This window comes from Pseudomonas sp. C5pp (assembly GCF_000814065.1).
Classification (GTDB): Bacteria; Pseudomonadota; Gammaproteobacteria; order Pseudomonadales; family Pseudomonadaceae; genus Aquipseudomonas; species Aquipseudomonas asiatica.
The window spans coordinates 26,496-48,294 of record NZ_JWLN01000025.1 but is presented as its reverse complement, the minus strand read 5'-3'; the positions used below and the strand labels follow the sequence as shown (position 1 = coordinate 48,294).

At 63.2% G+C, this 21,799-nt stretch carries 24 protein-coding genes; 5 read left to right on the top strand and 19 right to left on the bottom strand.

Annotation, left to right across the window (positions count from 1 at the left end; translation table 11 throughout):
- Positions 1–64: 64 nt before the first annotated feature.
- The 3 genes from RR51_RS19565 to RR51_RS19555 form a co-directional block, all read right to left on the bottom strand.
- On the bottom strand, positions 65–622 hold the full coding sequence (locus RR51_RS19565; RefSeq protein ID WP_236693282.1) for a hypothetical protein: 558 nt from the start codon (positions 620–622) through the stop codon (positions 65–67).
- 106 nt (positions 623–728) lie between these two features.
- Complete coding sequence (locus tag RR51_RS19560) at positions 729–1,154, bottom strand: hypothetical protein (protein WP_039614435.1); 426 nt, start codon at positions 1,152–1,154, stop codon at positions 729–731.
- Between the two features lie 137 nt (positions 1,155–1,291).
- Entirely contained in the window at positions 1,292–1,714 is a 423-nt protein-coding gene (locus RR51_RS19555) for a helix-turn-helix domain-containing protein (protein WP_039614434.1), read from the bottom strand.
- Positions 1,715–1,796: 82 nt separating this feature from the next.
- Here RR51_RS19555 and RR51_RS19550 point away from each other — a divergent pair, with 82 nt between their 5' ends.
- Together RR51_RS19550 and RR51_RS19545 are read left to right on the top strand one after the other, a co-directional pair.
- Positions 1,797–2,285 carry a DUF2938 domain-containing protein gene (locus RR51_RS19550; RefSeq protein ID WP_039614433.1) on the top strand — a complete coding sequence of 163 codons (489 nt, stop codon included), beginning with the start codon at positions 1,797–1,799 and terminating at the stop codon, positions 2,283–2,285.
- A 386-nt stretch (positions 2,286–2,671) separates the two neighbouring features.
- Positions 2,672–2,947 (top strand): hypothetical protein, encoded by a 276-nt coding sequence (locus tag RR51_RS19545; RefSeq protein ID WP_013973508.1) that lies wholly within the window; start codon positions 2,672–2,674, stop codon positions 2,945–2,947.
- 177 nt (positions 2,948–3,124) lie between these two features.
- Here the strand turns inward: RR51_RS19545 and RR51_RS19540 are convergent, their stop codons facing one another.
- Positions 3,125–3,892, bottom strand: coding sequence for a substrate-binding periplasmic protein (locus RR51_RS19540; RefSeq protein WP_039614432.1), 768 nt, complete (start codon positions 3,890–3,892; stop codon positions 3,125–3,127).
- 123 nt (positions 3,893–4,015) lie between these two features.
- Between RR51_RS19540 and dnaX the strand changes: the two genes are divergently transcribed.
- From dnaX to recR, 3 genes are all read left to right on the top strand, one after another.
- Positions 4,016–6,088, top strand: a complete 2,073-nt coding sequence (gene dnaX, locus RR51_RS19535) for a DNA polymerase III subunit gamma/tau (RefSeq protein ID WP_039614431.1) — start codon at positions 4,016–4,018, stop codon at positions 6,086–6,088.
- 64 nt (positions 6,089–6,152) lie between these two features.
- Positions 6,153–6,488, top strand: coding sequence for a YbaB/EbfC family nucleoid-associated protein (locus tag RR51_RS19530; RefSeq protein WP_003259671.1), 336 nt, complete (start codon positions 6,153–6,155; stop codon positions 6,486–6,488).
- 290 nt (positions 6,489–6,778) lie between these two features.
- On the top strand, positions 6,779–7,381 hold the full coding sequence (gene recR / locus RR51_RS19525; protein ID WP_003259670.1) for a recombination mediator RecR: 603 nt from the start codon (positions 6,779–6,781) through the stop codon (positions 7,379–7,381).
- A 141-nt stretch (positions 7,382–7,522) separates the two neighbouring features.
- Here recR and RR51_RS19520 read toward each other — a convergent pair whose 3' ends face one another.
- The 15 genes from RR51_RS19520 to ccoO (RR51_RS19450) all read right to left on the bottom strand — a co-directional run bounded on the left by RR51_RS19520 (position 7,523) and on the right by ccoO (RR51_RS19450) (position 21,795).
- The gene (locus RR51_RS19520) at positions 7,523–8,071 is read right to left on the bottom strand and encodes an adenine phosphoribosyltransferase (RefSeq protein WP_009683910.1); all 549 of its coding nucleotides are present in this window, start codon (positions 8,069–8,071) and stop codon (positions 7,523–7,525) included.
- A gap of 55 nt (positions 8,072–8,126) precedes the next feature.
- Positions 8,127–8,861 (bottom strand): Crp/Fnr family transcriptional regulator FnrA, encoded by a 735-nt coding sequence (gene fnrA, locus RR51_RS19515; protein ID WP_015271145.1) that lies wholly within the window; start codon positions 8,859–8,861, stop codon positions 8,127–8,129.
- Between the two features lie 184 nt (positions 8,862–9,045).
- Positions 9,046–10,428: an oxygen-independent coproporphyrinogen III oxidase gene (hemN, locus tag RR51_RS19510; RefSeq protein ID WP_039614430.1), complete on the bottom strand. Its 1,383-nt coding sequence runs from the start codon at positions 10,426–10,428 to the stop codon at positions 9,046–9,048.
- 157 nt (positions 10,429–10,585) lie between these two features.
- The gene (locus RR51_RS19505; protein ID WP_013973502.1) at positions 10,586–11,269 is read right to left on the bottom strand and encodes a sulfite exporter TauE/SafE family protein; all 684 of its coding nucleotides are present in this window, start codon (positions 11,267–11,269) and stop codon (positions 10,586–10,588) included.
- Positions 11,262–11,477: a cbb3-type cytochrome oxidase assembly protein CcoS gene (gene ccoS / locus RR51_RS19500; RefSeq protein ID WP_013973501.1), complete on the bottom strand. Its 216-nt coding sequence runs from the start codon at positions 11,475–11,477 to the stop codon at positions 11,262–11,264. Before ccoS ends, RR51_RS19505 begins: the two co-directional genes overlap by 8 nt.
- The gene (locus tag RR51_RS19495) at positions 11,456–13,930 is read right to left on the bottom strand and encodes a heavy metal translocating P-type ATPase (RefSeq protein ID WP_039614429.1); all 2,475 of its coding nucleotides are present in this window, start codon (positions 13,928–13,930) and stop codon (positions 11,456–11,458) included. The genes ccoS and RR51_RS19495 overlap by 22 nt, the downstream gene beginning before the upstream one ends.
- Before the next feature lie 149 nt (positions 13,931–14,079).
- Positions 14,080–14,604, bottom strand: a complete 525-nt coding sequence (locus RR51_RS19490) for a FixH family protein (RefSeq protein WP_003259657.1) — start codon at positions 14,602–14,604, stop codon at positions 14,080–14,082.
- Positions 14,605–14,619: 15 nt separating this feature from the next.
- The gene (ccoG, locus tag RR51_RS19485) at positions 14,620–16,035 is read right to left on the bottom strand and encodes a cytochrome c oxidase accessory protein CcoG (protein WP_015271140.1); all 1,416 of its coding nucleotides are present in this window, start codon (positions 16,033–16,035) and stop codon (positions 14,620–14,622) included.
- Between the two features lie 321 nt (positions 16,036–16,356).
- Positions 16,357–17,337, bottom strand: coding sequence for a cytochrome-c oxidase, cbb3-type subunit III (ccoP, locus tag RR51_RS19480; protein WP_039614428.1), 981 nt, complete (start codon positions 17,335–17,337; stop codon positions 16,357–16,359).
- On the bottom strand, positions 17,334–17,531 hold the full coding sequence (locus tag RR51_RS19475) for a CcoQ/FixQ family Cbb3-type cytochrome c oxidase assembly chaperone (protein WP_015271138.1): 198 nt from the start codon (positions 17,529–17,531) through the stop codon (positions 17,334–17,336). Before RR51_RS19475 ends, ccoP (RR51_RS19480) begins: the two co-directional genes overlap by 4 nt.
- A gap of 5 nt (positions 17,532–17,536) precedes the next feature.
- Entirely contained in the window at positions 17,537–18,145 is a 609-nt protein-coding gene (gene ccoO, locus RR51_RS19470; protein ID WP_013973496.1) for a cytochrome-c oxidase, cbb3-type subunit II, read from the bottom strand.
- The gene (gene ccoN, locus RR51_RS19465; protein ID WP_015271137.1) at positions 18,145–19,587 is read right to left on the bottom strand and encodes a cytochrome-c oxidase, cbb3-type subunit I; all 1,443 of its coding nucleotides are present in this window, start codon (positions 19,585–19,587) and stop codon (positions 18,145–18,147) included. The genes ccoO (RR51_RS19470) and ccoN overlap by 1 nt, the downstream gene beginning before the upstream one ends.
- Positions 19,588–20,048: 461 nt before the next feature.
- A complete protein-coding gene (ccoP, locus tag RR51_RS19460; protein ID WP_039614427.1) occupies positions 20,049–20,990 on the bottom strand; it encodes a cytochrome-c oxidase, cbb3-type subunit III in 942 nt (313 codons plus the stop codon).
- Positions 20,987–21,181: a cbb3-type cytochrome oxidase subunit 3 gene (locus tag RR51_RS19455; protein WP_023661030.1), complete on the bottom strand. Its 195-nt coding sequence runs from the start codon at positions 21,179–21,181 to the stop codon at positions 20,987–20,989. Before RR51_RS19455 ends, ccoP (RR51_RS19460) begins: the two co-directional genes overlap by 4 nt.
- 5 nt (positions 21,182–21,186) lie before the next feature.
- Entirely contained in the window at positions 21,187–21,795 is a 609-nt protein-coding gene (gene ccoO, locus RR51_RS19450; protein WP_013973492.1) for a cytochrome-c oxidase, cbb3-type subunit II, read from the bottom strand.
- Positions 21,796–21,799: the final 4 nt, after the last annotated feature.

Below are 21,799 nucleotides of genomic sequence, written 5' to 3'. Positions count from 1 at the left end.
CCGATGCAGCGGAGTAGGCGCTGTCGTCCTACCCGCATCGAAAGCCGCTATCAGCAGGCGTTCATTACTTCAAAGAAACCTGTCTGGTCTCAAGTTTGAGTTCCTTCAGGCGCTTCAGCAGCGTGCTGATATTTGTGCGTGCCGAACCTTCATTGGCCAGGCGCAGGCGCTTGATCGCGATAACGGAGTCGCCAACGCCAGCGGTAAAGGGCGTCCTGATGATCTCTCGGAAAATTACGGTGTTTGTAGCGGACTCGGTCAACGTATATTCAGCCTCGCAGGTAACTTCGAAGTCCAGGCCAAAAATGGGTTGGTCGACGCGTAGCAGGTTGGCGCGCAGGGTGTAGGCGGCAGGTGCTTCGCCAAGCAGGTCAGCACTGGCAAGTGATTGTTTGAGTGCAGCGCCAAAGTCCGGGCCGTCGATTTCCGAAGTCCAGAGCGGGTTGGTGGCGTCTCCGCCATTTACTTCGGTTACCTGAATATTGCGATGCAGGCGTTGATCGTAAAACTGCGCATCGGTCTGGTCGGATGCCACGGACATCCCGGAGATTTGAGCAGGCGAAGCGCACCCTGTGCAAAGGGCAATAAATACCGAGACCAGAAACACACGGAAGTAGGTCACTTTAATAATCCTTGAGTGAGATGCCGGTAGTGCAAGACGAAAGCCATACATCGTGTATGGCTTCAACTATGGAAAGGCCGAGCGTCGCGCTGTGCGGCAGATGCCCTTACAGGTTGTATTTCTCATCGATTCTGCGTTTGTCGAGCGTGTAGCGCTTGAGGTCGATCGAGTCGGATTCCAGCTTGGCATCGAGCTCGTCCATGTCGTGCTTTTTCAGCGTTACAACATGGGCTTTGGTGGCTTGGTAGTTGATCATCTCTGCAGCGTCATGCCCACTCACCGGGTCCCACAGAATGGAAAGCGGCCAGAACAGCAGGTTCACCACGCCAAAGCCATATGCGCGACCGTAGAACGAACCGCCACCGGGAAGCAGGCCAAGGCCGGCAGCAAGCCCTGGGCTTTTTTCTTCAACCGCGAGGTTTCTGGCGCGATAGCTGGCAAGTTCCGACTCTTGGGCCGAATTGAGGCCGGTAGCACAACCAGTGGTCAGCGCTATCAGTGCGGCAGCGGTCAGATTTCGAATTGTGGACATGCAACATTTCCTGAGTGTGAGTACTGTTCTCGGCGCACGGCTGGGCGCGGAGGCGCGTAACTCTACACTGAGTAGTGGCGTATTGATATCGTATTGCCATTACTCTATTCAGATGATGATGCATCCAGATGGTGGTTTTATCCTGGCCGCTTAAAGGCAACTGTTGAGCTGCCCTGTTTTTTCCCATGCCCTGCCGCCGACAGCTTCATCAGCCGCTGGAATTTCGGGCATTCCAGGTGATCTTCCTCAGGGCACTGCGCCGCATGCCGCAGGCCCTTGCTCATCGCCTGCAAGCGCCTGATCCGTGCATCCAGTTCGTCGGCCTTGGCGATCAGCATCTGCCGGTCGACTTGCAGGTCCACCAGCATCGTCCCCACTTCATCCAGCGAAAACCCCGCAGCCTGGCCCAGGGCGATCAGCGCCAGCCGGTCTGCAACATCGGCTGCGAACTGACGCCGCTGGCCAGGCCCGGCGAGTGACTTGAGCAGGCCTTTCTTCTCGTAGTAGCGCAGCGTCGAGGCGGGTACGCCTGTGCGTTTGGCGAGGTCGGCAATGTCCATTTCGGGCCCTTGACTTGAAGTTGACTTCAACTTCTATGCTGCGCGGCATGGTGATGACCGTCAATCTTCGAGGGCTTGTTCAATGACCTTTACTGCGATGTTTTCCGCTGCCTTGCCGATTGGTATCGGTGCCACGATGGTGATGGACTTGTGGGGGCTGCTGCTTAGGCGGATGGGTGTCGCCACGCTGAACTTCGCCATGGTCGGGCGTTGGGCGGGGCATTTGCTGCACGGGCGTGTGCGGCACCAGGCAATTGCCAAGGCAGAACCGGTGCGGCACGAGCTGGCGTTGGGGTGGGGGATTCATTACGCCATCGGCGTGCTGTTCGCGATGCTGCTGGTCATGATCGTGGGGGAGGGCTGGTTGCTGGCGCCGACATTGTTGCCTGCGCTGGTTGTTGGTGTGGTGACGGTGGTGGCGCCTTTGTGCTTCATGCAGCCGGCGATGGGCGCGGGTTTTTTTGCGTCGAGGACGCCGACGCCTGCGCGCAACTGCCTGAAGAGCCTGGCCACGCATTTTGTGTTTGGCGTGGGGTTGTTCTTGAGTGCGGGTTTGGTTGCGGCTGTGTGAGAGCGGCGAGGTGCAGGGCTTGAGGGGGCGACACATTCCTCAAGGCGAGCAATCGGTAGCAATAATGCGATCTGCTTTCAGGATGCTTCCTACAACGGTCAGGGCAATTTCCCGCTTTTTCTGTAGGAGGTGTCGAAATATCCTACGCACTCCGTCGACTCCCGTCTGATTGTCCCGGGAATCACCGCCCACTAGGCTTTTGCGGTCGCTGTCGGTTCAGCGATCGGGTGTGGAAGCCTGGGGTGTGGTGGCTGTCGTCATGACAGTTGTACGTGGGAGGCCTCCGGCCTGCCGGGCTCACCATACCCCTGGTCTTCCACCCCGCGTACAACTGTCGCCCTACGTGTGGAAGCGAAAGGGTGTTCTCAGCCCGGTATGGTGAACCCATGAAAAAACTAGTCCCCGATCCACCCCACGTTTTCGAGCTTCCCCAAGGTAAATCCCTTTCCCGCGCCATCAGCGAAGGCATCGTGCCGATGGAGTTCGCGTTGATGAATGTCACCCACTACCTGATGTTTGCCTATAGCGACAGCCGGCGGGCGCTGGAGCGTATCCAGGACGAGGAGACGCGGCAGTTGCTGGAGCACGGGTTGCGGGCCATGCAGATTGCCTGGGGGCAGGCGGATGCTGTGGCACTGGCAGTTGAGCGTAGAAGCCAGTGAAGTCGGCCTTGGAGTAAGTAGAGATAGCAGGGATATCAATTAACCCTGTGGGAGCGGGTTGACCCGCGAAGAACGTGACGCGATGGATGGCACCGGCTTTGCCGGTGTTCGCGGGTGAACCCGCACAGCGGGTGTGCAATTTTCGGGCGGGTTTGTCTTTCATCAGGTATGCGTGGCTCAGGGGCGAGCCACAGACATGGGTTCTTGGTTGCCCATCCCCCCATACCGCTGCACAATCCGCTCGATCTCCCCCGACTGCTTCATTCGCACCAGCGCCCGCAGCAGCCCTTGGGTCGGTATCGACGGGTCATTGCGTACCATGCACCCCAGGTCCTGTTCTTCCAGTACTGCCAGCGCCTGCAATTGCTGTTCGGTGGGCAGGCCCTGGTTGAACCACTGCAACGACAGCTGGTTGCTTACCGCATGCCGATAGCGCCCGGCTTGCAGCTTCTGCAGTACCAGCAACTGGCTGCGGCTGTCCTCGCGGTGCAGGCGACCCTGGGCGAGCAGCGGTTGCAAGGTCGAATAGGTGTAGCCAAGCACCGTACCGATGGCCTGGGCAGGCAATTGCTCCGGGGGCAGCGGAGTACTATTGCCAGCGCGTCCTACCAGCAGGTCTCGCTGGTGCAGCAGTGGAATGCTCCAGACAAAATCCCCTGGCCGGTCATTGAACCACTGGGTGCTGACATAGCAGCGTACATCGATATCACCGCTGTTCATCGCCTCCTGCAGGCGCAGGCGGGCCATGACGTGGTATTCAGGGCGGATGCCCACTTCCTTGGCCAAGGCCTGCATCAGGTCGTACAGCATGCCTTCCACCGGCTGGTCGCCTTCGATGCGCACCAGCGGCATGCTCCAGCTCTCGGCGACAGAAAAACGCACCACGGGCTGTTCAGCCTGGTTGTAGGTGCTCCACAGCAGCAACAGGGCCAGCAGTCTTCGCAAAGGCAATCCTCCCTGGATGGCGCGCCAGTTTCAAAGCTTAGACGACTTGCGCAGGGTGCAATTTTGCCCCCGCTCCGCTAGCATTAGCGATCTTCCGCTCGATCAGGCTGCGATGGTTTTTCGATGAGTTATCAGGTTCTTGCACGTAAATGGCGTCCGCGCTCGTTCCGCGAAATGGTCGGCCAGACCCATGTGCTCAAGGCCTTGATCAATGCCTTGGACAACCAGCGCCTGCACCATGCCTATCTGTTCACTGGTACCCGGGGTGTGGGCAAGACGACCATTGCCCGTATCATCGCCAAGTGCCTGAACTGCGAAACCGGCATCACCTCAACGCCCTGCGGTACCTGTTCGGTGTGCCGGGAGATTGACGAAGGCCGTTTCGTCGACCTGATCGAGATCGACGCCGCCAGCCGCACCAAGGTCGAGGACACCCGCGAACTGCTCGATAACGTGCAGTACGCGCCGAGCCGTGGGCGCTTCAAGGTCTACCTGATCGACGAAGTGCACATGCTCTCGACTCACTCGTTCAACGCCTTGCTCAAGACGCTGGAAGAGCCACCGCCCTACGTCAAGTTCATCCTCGCCACCACTGACCCGCAGAAACTGCCGGCCACCATCCTGTCGCGCTGTCTGCAGTTCTCGCTGAAGAACATGAGCCCGGAGCGGGTGGTCGAGCACCTCAGCCATGTTCTGGCCGCCGAGAACGTGCCGTTCGAGCCGGATGCCCTGTGGCTGCTGGGGCGCGCGGCCGATGGTTCGATGCGCGACGCCATGAGCCTGACCGACCAGGCCATCGCCTTTGGCGAAGGCAAGGTACTGGCCGCCGATGTGCGGGCCATGCTCGGCAGCCTTGATCATGGCCAAGTCTACGGGGTGCTGCAGGCGCTGCTCGAAGGCGATGCCCGGGCCTTGCTCGAGGCCGTGCGCAACCTGGCCGAGCAGGGCCCGGACTGGGCTGGCGTGCTGGCCGAGATGCTCAATGTGCTGCACCGCGTGGCCATTGCCCAGGCGCTGCCGGAAGCGGTGGACAACGGCCAGGGCGACCGTGAGCGGGTGCTGGCGCTGGCCTCGGCATTGCCAGCCGAGGACGTGCAGTTCTATTACCAGATGGGCCTGATCGGCCGCCGTGACCTGCCACTTGCGCCGGACCCGCGCGGCGGCTTCGAAATGGTCCTGCTGCGCATGCTGGCGTTCCGCCCCGCTGACACCGACGACGCGCCGAAGCCGGTACTAAAGCCAGTGGGGATCAGCCAGGCCACAGCTGATCCTGCAACACCGGTGGCAGCGCCGGCGGTTGCCGTGGCGCCGCCGGCCGCTGCTGTCGTGGCGCCTGTTGCACCGGTTGCCGAGCAGCAAGTGCAGGCGCCCGCACCGGTCGAACCAGCGCCACAGCCGGTTGTCGAGCCTGTGGTGGCAGCTGAGCCTGCCCCGGTCAGTGAACCTGAGCCAGCACCAGAACCCGTGGCAGAGGTGGTTGACCTGCCATGGGAAGAGCCCGCGCCAACGCCCGCACCGGTAGTGGCCGAGCCTGCGCCGGCTCCTGCACCGGCCGCTGCGCCCACGCCGGCACCTGCCGCCCCGGCGCACGATGACGAGCCACCCTTCGACCCGTCCGCCTATGCCGCCGTGGGCATGGACCGCGACGATGAACCGCCCCTGGACGAAGACTATTACGGCGGCGAAAGCGACCCAGTCGGCTTCAGCTACCTGGATGAACTGGCCGAACACGTCCAGGAAGAAGCACCCAAGCCGGCAGCCGAACCGCTGCTCGCAGCCAAGCCGGCCACCGGCCTGGCCCTGCAATGGCTGGAATTATTCCCACAGTTGCCTGTATCCGGGATGACAGGCAACATCGCGGCAAACTGTACGTTGATTGCCGTCGATGGCGACGACTGGTTGCTGCACCTGGACCCTGGCCAGGGTGCGCTGTTCAACGCCACCCAGCAACGGCGCCTTAACGAAGCGCTCAACCAGCACCTGGGGCGCACGCTGAACCTGCGCATCGAGCTGATCCTGCCCGAGCAGGAAACCCCGGCCCAGGCGGCGGCGCGCAAACGCGCCGAGCGCCAGCAGGACGCAGTCACCTCGATCGAGCAGGATCCGTTGATCCAGCAGATGATCAAGTTGTTCGGCGCCAAGGTGCGGCAGGATACTATTGAGCCTGTAGAAGCCCTGGTTAATCAGGGCCAGTAACGGATAACCATGCGGCCGGCCCGGTGCCGGGCCGCATCACATGACCCAATCGAGGTATACCCCCATGATGAAAGGTGGCATGGCCGGCCTGATGAAGCAGGCCCAGCAGATGCAGGAAAAGATGCAGAAGATGCAGGAAGAGCTGGCCAACGCCGAAGTCACCGGCCAGTCCGGTGGTGGCCTGGTGAGCGTGGTGATGACCGGTCGTCACGACGTCAAGCGTGTCAGCATCGACCAGAGCCTGATGTCGACTGATGAAGACGACAAGGAAGTGCTGGAAGACCTGATCGCTGCGGCACTGAACGACGCGGTGCGCAAGGTCGAGCAGAACAGCCAGGACAAGATGGGCAGCATGACCGCCGGCATGCAGCTGCCGCCGGGCTTCAAGATGCCGTTCTAAGGGCATTTGCGTTACCGAAAACCGCCGCTGATACCAGCGGCGGTTTTTTTGTGCGTTCCTGCAGCCTGCGCGGTCTTTGTAGGAGCGGCCTTGTGTCGCGAAAGGGCTGCGCAGCAGCCCCGGCAATCCATGCTGAGAAGCTGATAACCTGGGGCCGCTTCGCGCCCCATCGCGACACAAGGCCGCTCCTACAGGGACCGCGCAAGCCTTGCGATGTGCGCATGGCTGATTTGACGCCACTGCCCCCGCTGGGTATAAACCGCCTCTTATTGATTTGTCAGGCCTTTCCCATGAGCTTCAGCCCACTCATCCGCCAACTGATCGATGCCCTGCGTATTCTCCCGGGTGTCGGCCAGAAAACCGCCCAGCGCATGGCCCTGCAACTGCTCGAGCGTGACCGTAGCGGTGGCCTGCGCCTGGCACAGGCCTTGACCCAGGCCATGGAAGGGGTTGGGCATTGCCGTCAGTGCCGTACCCTGACCGAGCAGGAGCTGTGCCCGCAATGCGCCGACACGCGCCGTGACGATACCCAGTTGTGTGTGGTCGAAGGGCCGACCGATGTGTATGCAGTGGAGCAGACCGGCTACCGTGGTCGCTACTTCGTGCTCAAGGGCCACTTGTCGCCGCTGGACGGGCTGGGGCCCGAGGCGATCGGGATTCCGCAGCTGATGGCGCGGATCGAGGAGCAGGGCACCTTCACCGAGGTAATCCTGGCGACCAACCCGACGGTGGAAGGGGAGGCGACGGCGCATTACATTGCCCAGTTGCTGAGCGAGAAGGGCCTGGTGGCGTCGCGGATTGCCCATGGTGTACCGCTGGGCGGCGAGCTTGAGCTGGTGGATGGTGGGACCTTGGCCCATGCCTTTGCGGGGCGTCGGCCGATTTCGCTCTGATTCAGAATTGTTGGGGCCGCTTTGCGGCCCATCGCGACACAAGGCCGCTCCTACAGGCACCGCGCAATATTCAGGTATTCGCGGTCTCTGTAGGAGCGGCCTTGTGTCGCGATGGGCTGCAAAGCAGCCCCAAAACCCAACTCAGTACTCGCTAAGAGAAAACTCGGTCAGGCAGAAAGTCGGTACCCCGGCCGCCTGCAGCCGGCGCGACCCGTCCAGTTCCGGCAGATCGATGATCGCTGCCGCCTCGAACACCTGCGCACCGGTCCGGCGCACCAGGTTGGCCGCTGCCAGCAGCGTACCGCCCGTAGCAATCAAGTCATCGAAGATCAACACCGAATCCCCTTCGCACAGGCTGTCGGCGTGCACTTCCAGGAAGGCTTCGCCGTACTCGGTCTGGTAACCCTCGCTCAGCACATCAGCCGGCAGCTTGCCCTGCTTGCGGAACAGGATCAGCGGCTTGTTCAGTTGGTGCGCGATGATCGAGCCGATCAGGAAGCCCCGGGCATCCATGGCACCGATGTGGCTGAACTCGGCTTCGACATAGCGCTCGATGAACTGGTCGGCCACATAGCGCAGCCCGCGCGGCGACTGGAACAGCGGGGTGATATCGCGGAAGATCACACCCGGTTTGGGGAAATCCACTACCGGGCGGATCAGGGCTTTGAGGTCGAAGGCGTCGCTGTGCATTGTTGCGGGTATCCTGGGAAAACGAATGCCCAAGTATACCCGCTAAACGCCGGCCTCAGGCCTCCATCGCGCCACCGGCCAGCGCGCACAGCTGGATCGGGTCGAGAATGTGCACTTCCTTGCCTTCGGCGCGGATCAGGCCATTCTGCTGGAAGCGGGTGAACACCCGCGACACGGTTTCCACCGCCAGGCCCAGGTAGTTGCCGATTTCGTTGCGCGACATGCTCAGGCGGAACTGGTTGGCCGAATAGCCGCGGGCGCGGAAGCGTGCCGACAGGTTGACCAGGAAGGTGGCTATACGCTCGTCGGCGGTCTTTTTCGACAGCAGCAGCATCATCTGCTGGTCGTCGCGGATTTCCCGGCTCATTACCCGCATCAGTTGGCGGCGTAGCTGCGGCAGCTGCACCGACAGCTCGTCGAGGCGTTCGAACGGGATTTCGCACACCGAGGTAGTTTCCTGGGCCTGGGCCGATACCGGGTAGGCTTCGGTGTCCATGCCCGACAGGCCGACCAGCTCGCTGGGCAGGTGGAAGCCGGTGATCTGCTCTTCGCCGCTGTCGCTGAGGCTGAAGGTTTTCAGCGCGCCGGAACGTACCGCGTAGACCGAGCCGAAATTGTCGCCCTGGCGGAACAGGAACTCGCCTTTTTTCAACGGCCGCCCACGTTTGACGATTTCATCCAGTGCATCCATGTCTTCCAGGTTGAGCGACAGAGGCAGGCACAGGGGGGCCAGGCTGCAGTCCTTGCAATGGGCCTGGTTGTGTGGGCGCAGTTTGACTGGCTCGGACATTTTCATTCGATCCTTGTGGGAAAGCACACATAAGACGTAAGGGTAACTCACGGCATAGGTTGTAGGCCAGCGTGCGCTGTTGTGGTGCGAGCTGGCCCAGCCCCGGCGGGTGTGCGCCGGGGCCTTCGCTGTGCCCATGGTGTGCCTGGCAAGGAACTTTGTCCATGCGGTTGAACGACTCGGTTCAGATCACCCGCGAGAAGCGCTGGCGGTTGTGCATCGCCAGGTAAGCGTCGAACACCATGCATACCGAGCGCGCCAGCAGGCGGCCGGCCGGCAGGATGCGGATGCCTTTGTCGTCCAGGCGGATCAGGCCGTCGCGCTGCAAGGTCAGCAGTTCTGGCCAGAGGTCGTTGAAGTAGCCGCGAAAATCAATGGTGAATGCTTGTTCGATCGGCTCGAAATCGAGCTCGAAATGGCAGATCAGTTGCTGGATCACTGCACGGCGGATACGGTCGTCGTGGTTGCACAGCAGGCCGCGCTGGGTGGCCAGCTGGGCGTTGGACAGGCTGTCCTGGTAGGTGTTGAGGTCGCTGCTGTTCTGGCAGTACAGATCGCCGATCTGGCTGATGGCCGACACGCCCAGGCCGATCAGGTCGCAGTGCCCATGGGTGGTGTAGCCCTGGAAGTTGCGCTGCAGGGTGCCTTCTTCCTGGGCGATGGCGAGCTCGTCGTCGGGCAGGGCGAAATGGTCCATGCCGATGTAGCGGTAGCCGGCTGCGGTCAGCTGGTCGATGGTGGCGTGCAGCATCTCCAGCTTGGCGGCCGCGCTGGGCAGGTCATTGCTGTCGATGCGCCGTTGCGGCATGAAGCGCTCGGGCAGGTGGGCGTAGTTGAACACCGACAGGCGGTCGGGTTGCAGGCGGATCACTTCTTCGACAGTGCGGGCAAAGCCTTCCGGGGTTTGCTTGGGCAGGCCGTAGATCAGGTCGAGGTTGATCGAGCGGAACTGCAGGGTGCGCGCGGCTTCGATCAGGGTGCGGGTCTGCTCCAGGCTCTGCAGGCGGTTGACCGCGCGCTGCACGGCTGGGTCGAGGTCCTGCACGCCCAAGCTGACGCGGTTGAAGCCCAGTTCGCGGAGCAGGCCCATGGTCGACCAGTCGGCTTCGCGCGGGTCGATCTCGATGCAGTAGTCGCCGGAGTCGTCGTCCAGCAGGTGGAAGTGCTGGCGTAGGGTGGCCATCAGCTGGCGCAGTTCCACATGGCTGAGGAAGGTTGGCGTGCCGCCGCCGAAGTGCAACTGCTCGACACGCTGCTTGGGATCGAGGTGGCAGGCGATCAGCTGGATTTCCTGCTCCAGGCGCTGCAGGTAGGGCGCAGCGCGGGCGCGGTCCTTGGTGATGACCTTGTTGCAGGCGCAGTAATAGCAGATGTTGGCGCAGAACGGCACGTGCACGTACAGCGACAGCGGGCGCACGGCCCGACGGCTCTCGCGCAGGGCGTGGAGCAGGTCGAACGAGCCCACTTCGCTGTGCAGTTGCACGGCGGTCGGGTAGGAGGTGTAGCGAGGCCCGGCCAGGTCGTAGCGGCGGATCAGGTCGGTATCCCAACGTAGGTCGTCGAGCATGAGGGTGGTCCCCGGAAAGAGCAGCAGTGCCCCGGAGTCTATGGCTGTCTGCAGGAACCGGTGTTGATTTGTATCAAGGGCATAGGGGCTGCTATCAGCCGTTCGCAGGGCCCTGTGGGAGCGGGCATGCCCGCGAAGGGCCGCACGGCGGCCCCCATCAATGCCCCATCAACCAATGCTGATGCGGCCCGGGCAAGGTCCATACCCCAAACAGCATCACCAGCACCCCGCCAGCCACCCGCACACTGCGCCGTTTCAACAACCGGTTTACTCGCTCAGCCGCCAGCCCCGTGGCCAGTAGCACCGGCCAGGTCCCCACGCCGAACGCCAGCATCAGCGCCGCGCTGTACCCGGCATTGCCCTGACTGGCCGCCCACAGCAAGGTGCTGTACACCAACCCGCATGGCAACCATCCCCACAAGGCCCCCAGCAGCAACGCCCGGGGCATGCTGGACACCGGCAGCAAGCGCGACGCCACTGGCTGAATATGCCGCCACAGTCCCCGGCCCAGCGCCTCGATGCGGGTCAGCCCGCTCCACCAGCCGGCCAGGTACAGCCCCATGGCGATCAACAGCAGCGCCGCCACCACCCGCAGTGCCAGCGCAGCCGGGCTGCTGGCCACGGCCCAGCCGGCCAGGCCCAGCAGCAGGCCGGCACAGGCATAACTGAGAATGCGGCCAAGGTTGTACGCGAGCAGCAGGCGCATGCGCCGACCACGTTGTTCAGGCGGGATGGCAAGGGTCAGCGCGCCCATCAGGCCGCCGCACATGCCCAGGCAGTGGCCGCCGCCGAGCAAACCGAGGATCAACGCCGAGCCCAGCAGGGGCAGCAGGTCAGGCACGGGGCGGGTTTTCCTTGTCGGTGTCGGCCTTGCTGTCGTCAGGCTTCACCGCCGCCTGATGGCGCGGGTCCTGGTCGTCGAACAGGATGCTGTGGGCAGGGCTTTCCAGGTCGTCGTACTGGCCGCTGTCCACCGCCCAGAAGAAGATGTACACGGCCACGCCGACCAGCAGCAGGGCCGCGGGGATCATGACATAGAGGGCGGGCATGGCGACTTCCTCCCAGGCAGGGGCGCTTCGGTCGATGGCAAACCCGAAGCCGGGGGCAGGCGGGTCAGGCGCAGGGCATTGAGCACCACGATCAGCGAACTGACCGACATGCCGATGGCTGCCCATACCGGGGTGATCCAGCCGAGCGCGGCGAACGGCAACATCAGGCCATTATACAGGGTCGCCCACAGCAGGTTCTCGAGGATGTTGCGGCGGGTGCGGCGGGCCAGCTCGAAGGCCTGTACCAGCGCCTGCAAACGGTTGGACAGCAGCACGGCGTCGGCGCTGGTCTTGGCCAGGTCGGTGGCGCTGCCCATGGCGATGCTGATGTCCGCGGCGGCCAGTACCGGCACGTCGTTGACCCCGTCCCCCAGCATCAGCACCTTGCGCCCGGCCGCCTGCAGCGCCTTCAGCCGGTCCAGTTTGTCGTCCGGGCGCAGGCCGCCGATGGCCTGGTCGATGCCCAGCTGCGCGGCCACTTCGGCGACCATCGGCGAGCTGTCGCCCGACAGCAGCAGCGTGCGCCAGCCACGGGCCTTGCAGGCCGCCAGCAGGGCAGGGGCATCGTCGCGCAGGCGGTCGTCCAGGCCGAACCAGGCCAGTGGGCCCTGGCGGTCGCCCAGTAGCAGCCACTGGCCGCGCGGCTCTGGCACACCGGGGATTTCCGCGCCGCTCAGGGCGCAGACGAAGGTGGCCTGGCCAATGCGCAGGAGCTGGCCGTCGACCAGCCCTTCCAGGCCCAGGCCCGGTACGGTCTGCACCTCGTCAGCAGGCGTGGCGGTGCGGCCGAAGGCACGGGCGATGGGGTGTTCGGAGCGGTTCTCCAGCGCTGCGGCCAGGGCCAGGCAGCGGTCGGCGGGCAGGCTGCCGAGCGGTCGAATGCTGCGCAAGGTCAGGCGGCCTTCGGTCAGCGTTCCGGTCTTGTCGAAAATCACCGTGTCGATCTGGTTCAGGCCTTCCAGCACATGGCCACGGGTCACCAGCAGGCCGAGCTTGTGCAACGTGCCAGTGGCTGCGGTAAGCGCCGTTGGCGTGGCCAGGGACAGCGCGCAAGGGCAGGTCGCTACCAGCATGGCCAGCACGATCCAGAACGCCCGCGTCGGGTCCAGGTGCCACCACCACAGGCCGATGGCCGCGGCGGCCAGCAGCGAGAACAGCAGGAACCACTGCGAGGCCCGGTCGGCGATTTCGGCCAGGCGGGGTTTTTCGGTCTGGGCGCGTTCCAGCAGGCGGACGATGGCCGACAACCGCGAGTCGTGGCCGAGGGCTTCGACTTCCACGTTCAGAGTGCTTTCGACGTTCAGGGTACCGCCCGTGACCCGCTCGCCGACTCGCCGTGGTTGCGGCAGGTATTCACCGGTCAGCAACGATTCATCGACGCTGGAGCGCCCTTCGACGATGCGCCCGTCGGCGGGAATTACCGCGCCTGGCAGCACCTGTACCGTGTCACCGCGCTGCAGTTCCCTGAGCAGGATGCGTTCACTGCGGCCGACGGCGTCCAGGCGCAGGCACGAGGCCGGCAGCAGGTTGACCAGCTGCGCAGTGGCCGCGGCAGTGCGTTCGCGGGCGCGGCGCTCCAGGTAACGGCCAGTGAGCAGGAACAGTGCGAACATGCCCACGGTGTCGAAATACAGCTCGCCGCTGCCGGTGATGGCGGTCCAGATGCCGGCGCCGAACGCCAGGCCAATGGCCAGCGACACCGAAACGTCCATGGTCAGGTGGCGGGTACGCAGGTCGCGTGCCGCGCCCTTGAAGAACGGTGCGCAGCTGTAGAACACGATGGGGATGGTGAGAAATAGCGCCACCCAGCGCAGAATGGTGTGCAGTTCGGGCGACAGGTCGATGTTGAATTCCGGCCAGGTGGCCATGGTTGCCATCATCGCCTGGAACCACAGCAGCCCGGCCACGCCCAGGCGGCGCAGGGCGCTGCGGTTCTCGCGGGCCAGTTGCTCGGCGGCCTGGTCGGGCTGATAGGGGTGGGCGGCGTAACCGATCTGGCGCAGCTCGGCGAGCAGGCGCGAGAGCGGCAGTTGCTTGTCATCCCAGTTCAGCAGCAAGCGGTGGTTGGACAGGTTCAGGCGCGCCTCGGCGACGCCGGGCAGGTTACGCAGGTGCTTTTCGATCAGCCAGCCGCAGGCGGCGCAGCTGATGCCTTCGACCAGCAGGGTGGTCTCGGCCAGGTCGCCAGCATGGCGAACGAAGGTTTGCTGAACGTCGCTGCGGTCGTAGAGGGCCAGTTCGTCCTGTAGCTGCCTGGGCAGGGCCTCGGGGTTGGCGCTGTTGTCGCTGCGGTGCTGGTAGTAGTGTTCCAGTCCACCGGCGACGATCGACTCGGCCACTGCCTGGCAGCCGGGGCAGCAGAACTGCCGGGGCTGGCCGAGGACCACGGCGGTGAAGCGGCTGCCGGCGGGGACGGGCATTGCGCAGTGGTAGCAGGGGGTGGGCTGGGTCATCACATCATTGCCTTACACAAATCGGCTGGTTGGGCACGGCACCTGTGGGAGCGGGTTCACCCGCGAATGCGTCAGATCAGGCAATGATGTTTTCAGGTTAGACGCATTCGCGGGTAAACCCGCTCCTACAAGGAGCGGCGGAGGTGCGATTATTGGTGCTCGGCACCTTGCAGTGCTTCATCACCCAGCTGCAAGGTCACACCATGCTCCACCTTTTCTTCCTCGAACAAGCGCCAAACCTGGCCACCTTCGCTACCCAGCAGCTCAACGAAGCGCCGCCCGTCAACCTTGTCCTCCAGCTGCCCCACATAGCGCCCAGCCTCGACCCGGCTCAACAGTACCTTGCGGTCTTTCTCCGGCTGGGTTGGCGAGATCAGGTTCAGCTCCAGGCTCTGCGGGTCGCTGTTGCCGGTCAGGCGCACGTCCACTTCGCCGGTCAGCTCGTCCAGGTGCACGCCGGCCTTCAGGCCCAGCGTCTGCGCCAGCAGTTCTCGGTCCAGCGAGCGGTTGATGCCCTTGCCAGCCTCGTAGTAGTTGTCGTTCACCAGATTGTCCGGGTTGTGCACGGCGATGCTGACCATGGTCAGGCTCAGGCACACCGAGGTGGCGAGAATGCCGATGATGATCCAGGGCCAGAGGTGCTTGTACCAGGGGCTGGCGGCGGTGGCAGGCATTGTGGGTTATCTCTCTTAGCGGATCTGTGGGCCGATGAAGCGGCTCTTGGCTTCAACCTGGGCGTCGCTGTCATCGGCGCTCTTGAGGATGAAGGTAATTTCGTTGGTGGTCGATGGCAGTTTCTCGGGCGCGATCGACAGCTGCACCGGCAGGCTGACGATATCACCAGCGTCTACGCGGATCTCGCGCTGGCCTTCAAGCTTCAGGTCCGGCAGGCCGGTGGCGTCCAGCACGTAGACGTGGTCACGCTGGTCCTTGTTCATCACCTTCAGGCTATACACGTTCTCGATCCGGCCCTGGGCGTTCTCGCGGTACAGCACGCGGTCCTTGCTGACGTCGAAACCGACCAGCGAACGGGTGGCGAAGGCGGTGGCCAGGCCGACCATCATCACCAGCAGTACCACGGCATAGCCGATCAGGCGCGGGCGCAGCATGTGGGTCTTCTGCCCGGACAGGTTGTGCTCGGTGGTGTAGCTGATCAGCCCCCTTGGGTAATTCATCTTGTCCATGATGTTGTCACAGGCATCGATGCACGCGGCGCAGCCGATGCACTCGATCTGCAGGCCGTCACGTATATCGATGCCGGTGGGGCAGACCTGCACGCACATGGTGCAGTCGATGCAGTCGCCCAGGCCTGCGGCCTTGTAGTCCAGGTCCTTTTTGCGCGGGCCGCGGGTTTCGCCACGACGCGGGTCGTAGGAAACAATCAGCGTGTCCTTGTCGAACATCACACTCTGGAAGCGCGCGTAGGGGCACATGTACACGCACACCTGCTCGCGCAGCCAGCCGGCGTTGCCGTAGGTGGCGAGGGTGAAGAAGCCGACCCAGAAGTAGGCCCAGCCGTCGGCTTGGCCGGTAAAGAATTCGATGGCCAGTTCACGGATCGGCGAGAAATAGCCGACGAAGGTCATGCCGGTGACGAAACCGATCAGCAGCCACAGGCTGTGCTTGGCGAACTTGCGCAGGAACTTGTTGCCGCTCATGGGGGCTTTGTCGAGTTTCATGCGCTGGTTGCGGTCGCCCTCGGTGACCTTCTCGCACCACATGAATATCCATGTCCACACGCTTTGCGGGCAGGTGTAGCCGCACCATACCCGGCCGGCGAACACGGTGATGAAGAACAGGCCGAAGGCGGCAACGATGAGGATGCCCGAGAGCAATATGAAGTCTTGCGGCCAGATGGTAGCGCCGAAGATGTAGAACTTGCGCTCGGGCAAGTTCCACCACACGGCCTGGTGGCCGCCCCAGTTCAACCACACCGTGCCAAAGTACAGCAGGAACAGCACAGCCCCGCCGACCATGCGCAGGCGTCGGAACAGGCCGGTGAAAGCGCGGGTGTAGATCTTTTCCCGGGAGGCGTAGAGGTCGACGGAATCCTTCCCTTTGTTGGCAGGCGGGGTGACGTCATGTACCGGAATTTGCTTGCTCATCATCAAGTCCCACGGCAGTGGAGAAGTGCCGCAGCCAGTGCATGCCGGCCGCAGTCTCGCGCAATCTGCTAGCGCTCTGCGGCCCATGATACGCCGCTGATGGCAGTATGGGGCTGCACTGCGACCTTTAGTCGCGTTGGGTTCGTGGTATGAATCGTGTTATGGCAGGTGTCAATTGATCCAGGTCATGGGGCCTGCAACAAATGTGTTTTCAGTACCGGCCTCTTCGCGGGTGAACCCGCTCCCACAGGGATCGCACAGATCCTGACGCGAGCGCAGTACCTGTGGGAGCGGGTTTACCCGCGAAGAGGCCTGGCCTGCTTACTCGGCCTTGGCCGGTGCCTGGTCCTGCTGCGACAGGCTGTACACATAAGCCGCCAGCAAGTGCACCTTGTCATTCCCTTGCAGCTGCTCCTGGGCCGGCATCTGCCCCTGGCGACCGTAGCGGATGGTCTGTTGCAACTGGGCAAAGCTCGAGCCGTAGATGAACGCCTGCGGATGGGTCAGGTTCGGCGCGCCCATGGCTGGCGTGCCCTTGCCCTCGGGCCCGTGGCAGGCCACGCAGTTGGCGGCGAAGATCTTCTGACCGTTTTCGGCATCGGCTTTCACGCCCTCTGGCAGGGTGCGGCCATCGAGCTTGCTGACCACGAACGCAGCCACGTCGGCCACGCTCTGCTCGCCGATCACTTCGGCCCAGGCCGGCATCACTCCGTGGCGACCGCCCATGATGGTTGCCTTGATGGTGTCCGGCTCGCCGCCCCAGCGCCAGTCGTTGTCGGTAAGATTGGGGAAACCATAGGCACCTTTGGCGTCGGAGCCGTGGCACACCGAGCAGTTGGAAGCGAACAGCCGCGCGCCCATCTTCAGGGCCTGCGGGTCCTTGGCCACCTCGGTGATGGGCATGGCGGCGAACTTGGCGAAGATCGGCCCGAAGCGGGCGTCGGCCTTGGCCATTTCCTTTTCCCACTCGTGCACGCCGGTCCAGCCCGGCTGGCCGTTGGAAAACTCGGTCTGCTTGTCGTTATCCAGGTATGAGTAGCCTGGCAGGACGCCTTTCCAGTTGCCCAGGCCCGGGTACAGCACCAGGTAGCCGAGGGCGAAGATGATGGTGCCGACGAACAGCCAGAACCACCATTTCGGCAGCGGGTTGTCGTACTCCTCGATGCCATCGAAGGCATGCCCGACGGTTTCGTCGGTGACCTCTTCGCGCTGGCCCTTGCGGGTCGACAGCAGCAGCCAGGTCAACGAGAAGATGGTGCCCAGGGTCAGGACGGTAACGTACAGACTCCAGAAGGTTGTCATTGTTTTTTGCTCCCAGAAGCTTTTGCGTGCTCTTGCTCGACGTGGCGGCAGGCCTCGGGGTCATCCGCGAAGGGCAGTTGGGTCGCTTCGTCGAAGTCCTTCTTGCGCCGTGGGTTGAACACCCACAGCGCCAGGCCCACGAAGGCCACCATCACCACGACGGTGCCCAGGCCGCGAATCATCCCGATATCCATCAGCGTCACCGTTTGCTCTTGATGATGGTGCCAAGACCCTGCAGGTACGCGACGATGGCGTCCATTTCGGTCTTGCCCTTGACCGCGTCGCGGGCCCCGGCGATGTCGGCGTCGGTGTATGGCACGCCGAGGGTGCGCAGCACTTCCATCTTCTTCGCGGTGTCCTTGCCGTCGAGCTTGTGCTCGACCAGCCACGGGTACGACGGCATCTTCGATTCCGGTACCACGTTGCGCGGGTTGTACAGGTGCGCACGGTGCCAGTCATCGGAGTAGCGGCCACCGACCCGCGCCAGGTCCGGCCCGGTACGCTTGGAGCCCCACAGGAACGGGTGGTCCCACACGCTCTCGCCAGCCACCGAGTAGTGGCCGTAGCGCTCGGTTTCGGCACGGAACGGGCGGATCATCTGCGAGTGGCAGCCCACGCAGCCTTCGCGGATATAGATATCGCGGCCTTCAAGCTCCAGCGCGGTGCGCGGCTTCATGCCTTCCACGGGTTTGTTGGTGACGTCCTGAAAAAACAGCGGGACGATCTGGGTCAGGCCACCGACGCTCACGGCGATGACCATGAAGAAGGCCAGCAGGCCTATGTTCTTCTCGACGGCTTCATGCTTCATCAGTGCGCTCCCACGACGACGATCTTGGCGGCTTCCTCAGCCTGTGCCGGGTTGGCGGCACGTACGGTACGGAACACGTTGTAGGCCATCAGCAGCATGCCGGTGGCGAAGAACGCACCGCCCAGGGCGCGGACGATATAGCCAGGGTGGCTGGCCTGCAGGGCTTCGACGAAGGAGTAGGTGAGGGTGCCGTCGTCGTTGATGGCGCGCCACATCAGGCCCTGGGTGATGCCGTTTACCCACATCGAGGCGATGTACAGCACGGTACCGATGGTAGCCAGCCAGAAGTGCGCGTTGATCAGGCCGACGCTGTGCATCTGCTCGCGGCCATACAGGCGCGGGATCATGTGGTACACGGCGCCGATCGAGATCATCGCCACCCAGCCGAGGGCGCCGGCGTGGACGTGGCCGATGGTCCAGTCGGTGTAGTGCGACAGCGAGTTCACGGTCTTGATGGCCATCATCGGGCCTTCGAAGGTGGACATGCCGTAGAACGCCAGCGACACCACCAGGAAGCGCAGGATCGGGTCGGTGCGCAGTTTGTGCCAGGCACCGGACAGGGTCATCATGCCGTTGATCATGCCGCCCCAGCTTGGCGCCAGCAGGATGATCGACATCACCATGCCCAGCGACTGCGCCCAGTCAGGCAGGGCGGTGTAGTGCAGGTGGTGCGGACCGGCCCAGATGTACAGGGTGATCAGTGCCCAGAAGTGCACGATAGACAGGCGATACGAGTAGATCGGGCGTTCGGCCTGCTTCGGTACGAAGTAGTACATCATCCCCAGGAAGCCGGTGGTCAGGAAGAAGCCCACGGCGTTGTGGCCGTACCACCACTGGATCATCGCGTCGGTGGCGCCGGAGTAGGCCGAGTACGACTTGAACAGGCTTACCGGCAGCGAGATGTGGTTGACGATGTGCAGCATCGCGGTAACCACGATGAAGGCGCCGTAGAACCAGTTGCCGACATAGATGTGCTTGGTCTTGCGTTTGACGATGGTGCCGAAGAACACCAACCCGTAGGTGACCCAGACGATGGCCAGCAGGATCGCCAGCGGCCACTCGAGCTCGGCGTACTCCTTGGTGGTGGTGTAGCCCATCGGCAGGGTGATCAGCGCCCCGACGATCACTGCCTGCCAACCCCAGAAGGTGAAGGCGGCCATGCTGTCGGAGATCAGCCGGGTCTGGCAGGTGCGCTGCACCACGTAGTAGCTGGTGCCGAACAGCGCACAGCCCCCGAAGGCGAAGATCACCAGGTTGGTGTGCAGCGGGCGCAGGCGGCCGAAGCTGGTCCAGGGCAGGTCCAGGTTCAGTTGCGGCCATACCAGCTGCGAGGCGATGAAGACGCCGAGGCCCATGCCAAGGATCCCCCAGACCACCGTCATGATGGCGAACTGGCGGACGACCTTATAGTTATAAGCAGTCGGACTGATTGCTGTGCTCATTGCTAAGGTTCCACGGTTTTGATGTTCTTGTTGGTCGAAAAATCGGCGCCAGTATTGATAACCACCGGGGTTACTGCAACGCAACTTTGGTACGCCGACCCGTGCCCGAGCCCGTTCACTGATGTCCCGCAGCGATCGGGTCTGGACGATTGTACACAAATAAATATTTGTAATGTGTACCGTTTTTCGCTTTTTTCTGATCGATCGGTCAAGCTTTTTATCGGGACGGCGACAGGCTACGCGCCGCGTCTGCTTCGGTCCTTTCGGAGCGAGGCCCACTGAGGCAACAAGCTTAGTTGTGTTCGGAGGGGGTGCAAGGAGGGGTAGAGCGGGGAGAGGGGCTGCTTTGCAGCCCGTTCGCAGCACAAGGCTGCTCCTACAGGGTGGCGTAATCTTGCGCGGTACCCTTGTAGGAGCAGCCTTGTGCTGCGAACGGGCCGCAAAGCGGCCCTTGGGCGGTATTACTTGGCAGTCACGGTTTCAGCAGCACCATCCTGCGACAGGCTATACACGTATGCCGCCAGCAGGTGCACCTTGTCGTTGCCCTGGATCTCCGCCTGCGCCGGCATCTGACCCTGGCGACCATAGCGAATGGTCTGCTGCAGCTGGGCAAAGCTCGAACCGTAGATGAACGCCTGCGGGTGGGTCAGGTCTGGTGCGCCCATGGCCGGGGTGCCTTTGCCTTCAGGTCCGTGGCAGGCCACGCAGTTGCCGGCAAAGATCTCCTTGCCCTTGGCGGCGTCAGCCTTGACCCCTTCCGGCAGGCTGCGGCCATCGAGGTTGGTGAGCACGAATGCGGCCACATCCGCCACGCCCTGCTCGCCGATCACTTCGGCCCAGGCCGGCATCACGCCGTGACGACCGTTCATGATCGACGCCTTGATGGTTTCCGCCTCGCCGCCCCAGCGCCAGTCCTTGTCGGTGAGGTTGGGGAAGCCATAGGCACCCTTGGCGTCCGAGCCGTGGCACACCGAGCAGTTGGAGGCGAACAGGCGGCTGCCCATTTTCAGCGCCTGCGGGTCCTTGGCTACTTCTTCCACGGGCATGGCGGCGTACTTGGCGAAGATCGGACCGAACTTGGCGTCGGCCTTCTCCATCTCCTTCTGCCATTCGTTGGCGCCAGTCCAGCCATTTTCATAGCCCGGCAGGATGCCCTTCCAGTTGCCCAGGCCCGGATAGAGGATCAGGTAGCCGACCGAGAACACCAGGGTGCCGACGAACAGCCAGAACCACCACTTGGGCAGCGGGTTGTCGTATTCCTCGATGCCGTCGAAGCTGTGGCCCATGGTCTGGTCGGTGGTGTTGCTGCTCTGGCCCTTGCGGGTGGCGAGCAGCAGCCAGGTCAGGCCAATCAGGCTACCGATGGTCAGTACGCAGATGTACGTACTCCAGAAGGTGGTCATTGCCCGTTACTCCTTTTTGCAGCAGGTTCCTGTCCGGCAGAGGGCAGGCGGTCGTCGACGAAGGGCAGCAGGCGCGCTTCGGCGAAATCACGGTCGCGGCGGCGGTTGAATACCCACAGGGTGAGGCCGATGAAGGCGATCATCACCACCAGTGTGCCCAGGCCGCGGATCATGCCGATGTCCATTCCCATCGCATTCACCTCTTGTTCTTGATCGCGGTGCCGAGCACCTGCAGGTAGGCGACCAGGGCGTCCATCTCGGTCTTGCCCTTGACCGCGTCGCGGGCCCCGGCGATGTCATCGTCGGTGTACGGCACGCCCAGGGTGCGCAGGGTGCGCATCTTGGTGTCGGTATGGCTGTTGTCGACCTGCTGGGCGACCAGCCATGGGTACGACGGCATCTTCGACTCCGGTACCACGTTGCGCGGGTTGTACAGGTGCGCACGGTGCCAGTCGTCCGAGTAGCGGCCACCGACCCGGGCCAGGTCCGGCCCGGTACGCTTGGAGCCCCACAGGAACGGGTGGTCCCACACGCTTTCACCAGCCACCGAGTAGTGGCCATAGCGCTCGGTTTCGGCGCGGAACGGGCGGATCATCTGCGAGTGGCAGCCTACGCAGCCTTCACGGATGTAGATATCGCGGCCTTCCAGCTGCAGCGCGGTGTAGGGCTTCATGCCTTCCACCGGCTTGTTGGTGACGTCCTGGAAGAACAACGGGACGATCTGGGTCAGGCCGCCGATGCTGACGGCGAACACCATCAGCAGGGCCAGCAGGCCGACGTTTTTCTCGATGACTTCATGTTTCATCAGG